The organism is Natronospirillum operosum (assembly GCF_004768465.1).
GTDB lineage: Bacteria > Pseudomonadota > Gammaproteobacteria > Pseudomonadales > Natronospirillaceae > Natronospirillum > Natronospirillum operosum.
This window is the reverse complement of the sequence record NZ_SRMF01000022.1, coordinates 1-5,315: the sequence shown is the minus strand read 5'-3', so window position 1 is coordinate 5,315 and position 5,315 is coordinate 1. Positions and strand designations below refer to the sequence as shown.

At 54.8% G+C, this 5,315-nt stretch carries 3 protein-coding genes; all 3 read right to left on the bottom strand.

The features are described from left to right. Positions 1–293: 293 nt before the first annotated feature. Positions 294–758, bottom strand: a complete 465-nt coding sequence (locus E4656_RS20020; protein ID WP_135485098.1) for a hypothetical protein — start codon at positions 756–758, stop codon at positions 294–296. Next, on the bottom strand, positions 751–1,653 hold the full coding sequence (locus tag E4656_RS20015) for an RHS repeat-associated core domain-containing protein (protein ID WP_135485097.1): 903 nt from the start codon (positions 1,651–1,653) through the stop codon (positions 751–753). Before E4656_RS20015 ends, E4656_RS20020 begins: the two co-directional genes overlap by 8 nt. A 658-nt stretch (positions 1,654–2,311) precedes the next feature. After that, the coding region (locus E4656_RS20010) for an RHS repeat-associated core domain-containing protein (RefSeq protein WP_205849293.1) at positions 2,312–5,315 on the bottom strand (3,004 nt) is incomplete at its 5' end.

Genomic DNA, 5,315 nt, shown 5'->3' with positions numbered 1-5,315 from the left:
TCGACGGCGGTCAGGTTGCCGGCCGGGTCGTAGGCGTAGTGCTCGACACTGGCCGGGCTGTCGATGGTGATGAGGCGCCCGGCGGACGTCATAGCGCTGGCGTTCCGCCTGGCTCTGAACAAGCAGTTGATACATTGCATCAGGACCTAAAACGGAAAATTACGGGTGAGTACGAGTTCTGGCAACATGTGTCAGCTTTTAGATCTACCCGGCAGACTATATGACAGCCATCTGCTTCTCCGAAGGCTTGCACTTCTATCAACTTAGTCTCGTTCAGAGCCAGAAGCCCGAAATTAAAAGCCTTGTGACGGTGTTATCGGAAAGGGGTCAGGCTGCTCTGGAAATACCGAGACAGGAAGACTATTATTTCGGCCAACCCAATAGAACGCATTACTATCATACTGTACTGCAATGTCACAAACCATCCCGAACAACCCTGAACAATAAATTTCTGACACGTATTCAAAGTCTGGGTTGTCAAATACAAACTCATATTCTAAAAGTCGTTCACCCTCCTTAACGTGCATTTTCCAACTATCAGAAGGCATGTCTCCGTACAAGCGATATGTTCCATGTTCGTCGGCACCAATTATAATGCACTCTTCTTCCTGAGTGATATTTAAGTTGCATATTTCTATATCATAATCTGTGTTATTGAAAATACGGAAATTTGTTGGGTACGTACAAGCAACTAACAGAATAGATGCTAAAGCCAAGACTGGAATTTGATACATATAACCCTTTGATAAACTAGTCATTTGAACTCCAAGGCCACCAATGGCCTTCGCCTTTTCCGTATTCCTGAGCGGCTTGTTCGTACGGATTATTTCTATCAATACCTCCCTGGTGAAGATATGAAGGCAAGAAGAATACACCCAGTACTTGATATTGATAAGTGTGTGCCTCTTCGTGCAGGCCAAGGTTAACTTCAGGGTCGTCATAGACACCAAAGTTTTCTGGTGACTCTTCAGAACCATAGGAGATAACATTTCCTAAAGTAACGGCTGTTTCAGGATGCACCATCAACGGATTGTTATGGAATTGCACTGCATTGTGGCCCAGACTGATTTCTGGGCGATCCTCCACTCTACCCATTGCATATCCGATGTTACCCACGATGTATCCGGCTCCACCATGTGCCAAGCCGACTGCTGTCATGGGAGATGCCCAGGCTTTTCCTGCAACATCCAATGCTATGCTTCCTGCAGTAGCTGAAGCGGAGCCAATGGCTGATGCCATACTGCCAGCCGTAGAGCCTACCGCACTCGCTGCAGACCCAATAGCCGATCCCACTGCGCTGGCGGTGCCGCTGATAGCACTGCCAACGCCGCTCCAAAAACCACACAACCCCATCGGATCCACCCACCGCAGTGGGTTGCCACTGACATAACCGTAGCGCATCTGCTGGCCGGGGTCACGCAGCAGATGCTGGGTGTTCAGCGTGGTGCTGCCGAGCAGTTGGTGTCTCGCGCTGTTGGGTAACGCCAGCTGACTGAAGCTGTAGTAGTCGGGTTGCAACCATCTGCCCTGCTGCGGGCTGTACCAGCGTGCGTCCATATGGATCAGGCCGGTGAGGTTGGTTTCGTACTGGCCGGTGTACAGATACGGCACCAGGTGGCGTTTGGGGCTGTGGCCGACGTGGGTTCTGGTCATTTATTCGGCCCGTCCATGGGCCTCACCCTCCGGGCTCGCTGCGCTCGTGCAAATTCGTTCCCGACGAATTTGTCCTGTTGGCCATCATACAGACTGCCGTATTCGTAGCTGCGCTCCCAGTCGCTCAATTGAGTGTGTACGCGGCGGTCGCGGGTTTCCCAAGCATAAGTTGTAGTAACATTTTGTGGCTCGTGCGCTACAAGGAATCTGCATCGCTGTTGATGCTACAACAATGTTTCAAGACGATCAGGCCGAACTATAATCCAAAAGAAGATTGTTACCAGCACGCTTAAAGGAATAGTTATCACCAAAAAAATCATATTCGACCGCATTGCATTTATTGCATCAATGTCACCTCGATAAAGGCCAGGAATAAATACAAATAAATATGACAAAAAACCAATTGCAAGTCCCAGCGTAAAGTACCCTTGGATTCCGTTTATACCAAAATACCTCATTACAATGTAGATAGGGATAAATACTATTATCGTAATTGGATAGGCAAGCGTAGCAGAAAATCTTACGTACCACATGACCATCCCGAGGTTACCCCTGAAAAAATCGGGTATCGCCATAAGCAATCCTGGCAAAATGGGAAATAACGCAAAACAAACTACAGTTCGAATGCTAATTGAAAATTCAGACATTCCATACCATCCTACTCACATACACCCAAGTTTGTTAATATATCATTTGTCTGTCCCACCCAGACATTGTTTATAATATCCGAAAAAGGACTGCTGTCACTTTGGAGCCAGCCTGTACCTTCGCCAAAATTGTTCACATGCGTATCATCTACAGTTCTGGCTACATAGCCAGGGTGGAGTGGGTGGCCTGGCTGAGTTACGTTTACTACAACTCGATCGTCCGTATAAATATCAGTTGTATCATATGATACGACTGGGCTGCTATTATAACCGCCTCTATCACTTCCAAACGAGCTTATCACGTCTATAGTATCAAAGATGTTCTGTATGGTTGTTGGTGTAGCATTGTTAAGTGTCCCTTGGACTGTTGCAGGGTTCGGCGTCCCCGGCGTTGGATTATCCACAATACCTTGCATGATTTTATCCATATCAGCACCCCCGTGTGACACCGGAACATTGTAACTGTGGTAATTTGAGGTACTTTCATCAAAGTAGTCCGGCCAATTTTCTGGTCTTGGAAACTGAACGGTAGGAGCGCCTTCTTCGGGCGCCGTACATGTCACAGTCTGCCCTTCAGCCACGCATGCCAACCCCATCGGATCCACCCACCGCAGTGGGTTGCCACTGACATAACCGTAGCGCATCTGCTGACCAGGGTCACGCAGTAGGTGCTGGGTGTTCAGCGTGGTGCTGCCAAGCAGTTGGTGTCTGGCGCTTTGCGGTAATGCCAACTGGCTGAAGCTGTAGTAATCCGGCTGCAGCCATCTGCCCTGTTGCGGGCTGTACCAGCGGGCGTCCATGTGGATCAGGCCGGTGAGGTTGGTCTCGTACTGGCCGGTGTACAGGTACGGCACCAGGTGGCGTTTGGGGCTGTGGCCCACATGAGTTCTGGTCATCTGCTCGTGTGAGTAGCGATGAGTGAACCCGTAAGCTTCACCTTGCGGGGTGTAATCCCAACGGAACGCATTGCCGGGGTTTTCGCCGGTGATCTTGACCGTGCTGCCCAGATGATCCTGATGGAAGTAGGCCTTCTCGGCGTAGTTCTGCGCAAAACCTGTCACGCGGAACTCGTCGTTCTCCCACTGGTGCACTTCCTGGCTGATCAGGGTGCCGTAGTTGGCGTTTTCGGGCAGACTGCCGGGGCCGCCGTTGCCGGTGGGCTCACCGGGCAGGTAGTTGAGGCTGCGGTAGGGGTTGTTGTCCTGATCCCACTGACTATGTTCTTGTCTGCCGTCATACAGGCTGCTGTATTGGTAGCTGCGTTCCCAGTCGCTGAGCTGGGTGTTGACGCGGCGGTCGCGGGCATCCCAGGCGTAGTCATACCGGGCGTCGTGCTCGGTGATCTTCTGGGTCATGCGGCCCAGTGCATCGTGCCGGTAGGTCTCCGTGGTGCCATCACCCCGGTCCACCTGCGCCAGTTGGCCGTTCTGGTTGTACTGGTAGCTGTGGGTCTGGCGCTCCTGGGTGTGGTTGACGCTCGGGTCCCACAGGTGTTCGAACAGGTGCTGCTGGTCCAGGTGGTGGATGTCCCAGACGGACAGGACGCCATTATGGTTGTAGGCCGGGCCGCCACCGCGTGAGTTGCCTGCGCCCGAGTGACGCAGGCGCCAGTGGTCGGCCTGGGTCAACTGGTTGGCGTCGTTGTACTGATACTGGTACTGCAGGTCGCGGACGCGTTTGTTGGTCAGGTTGCCCACGGCATCCCAGGCATAGGTGGTGGTGAGGTTCTGTGGTTCATGCGCGGCGGTCAGGCGGTCGTTGTCGTCGTACTCGTAGAAGAAGCTGAACTCTTCATTGTAGAGCCGCGCACTCAGGTTGCCTTCGCTGTCGTGGAAGTACAGGTGCTGGTCTTCGGTCGACCAGCCGTTGTCGCCGTGCTCGCGCTGCAGGTCCTGATGCGTGGCCTGAAAATCAAACCGATGCGCTGACCATTCACCCCGGCTGGGGGTGCGGAAGTTGCGGAAGAAGCGGTCATCAAAACCATACTGGCTGCTGTCGGCCTGCTGGTGCACGATGGCCTGGGTGCGGCCGAGTTCATCGTACAGGGTGAGGTCTCGAGTATCGTTGGGGAGGCGACGTTCGACGATCCGGCCCAGTTCATCCCGGTTGAAGGCGGTGGTTTCGCCGTCATGGGTCAGGGCACTGATGCGCCCGGCGGCGTCCCGCTCATAGGTGGTGCCGCTGCCACCCAAGGGTTCACTCATGGCGATGCGTTGGTTGTTGGCATCGTACTCGAACTGCAGTTGCCGGCCCAGCGTGCGGTTGTCGACGGCGGTCAGGTTGCCGGCCGGGTCATAGGCGTAGTGCTCGACATTGGCCGGGCTGTCGATGGTGATGAGGCGCCCGGCGGCATCATAGCGCTGGCGTTCCACTTGGCCATCAAAGCGTCTTTCGGTGAGCTGATCGCGCCCGTTGTAGGCCATCTCGATGTCGGTGCCGGGTTCGGGCTGGCGGATCCGGGTGACCCGGCCCAGGCCGTCATAGTCGTACTCGGTGCGCTGACCCAGCGGGTTGGTCTCGCGGACCAGTTCATCCCGGTCGTTGTAGGTGTAGTGATGGGTGTGGCCGTTGGCGTCGGTCACGGCCGTCAGGCGCCCGCCAGCGTCGTAACTGTAGTTTGTGGTGGCCCCATCGGGCAGGGTGACGGCGGTCAGTTCCCCGAAATCATTGTACTGGTGGTCGGTGGTGCGACCCTTTGTGTCGGTCTCGCGGGTGACCTGGCCCCGGTAGTTGTAGCGCCACTGGCGCACCTGGCCCATGGGGTCGGTCTGTTCGACCCGGCGGCCCAGGGCGTCATAGGTGAAGGCGGTGCTGTGGCCCAGCGGGTCGGTGACCTGTTCGAGTTCGCTGAAGGCATTGTGGTCAAAAGCCGTGGTATGACCCAGCGGATCGGTCTCGGCGATGATCCGCCCGGCGCGGTCCCGGTCCAGTTCAACGCTGTGGCCTTCGGCATCGGTCTGGGCGATAACCCGGCCCAGGCTGTCGCGCTCGACGTCGTGACGATGGCCATTGGGG

Excerpts from the sequence above, each read along its gene's own strand:
- E4656_RS20020 (WP_135485098.1), bottom strand. The coding sequence starts at position 758 with ATGACTAGTTTATCAAAGGGTTATATGTATCAAATTCCAGTCTTGGCT.
- E4656_RS20015 (WP_135485097.1), bottom strand. The coding sequence starts at position 1,653 with ATGACCAGAACCCACGTCGGCCACAGCCCCAAACGCCACCTGGTGCCG.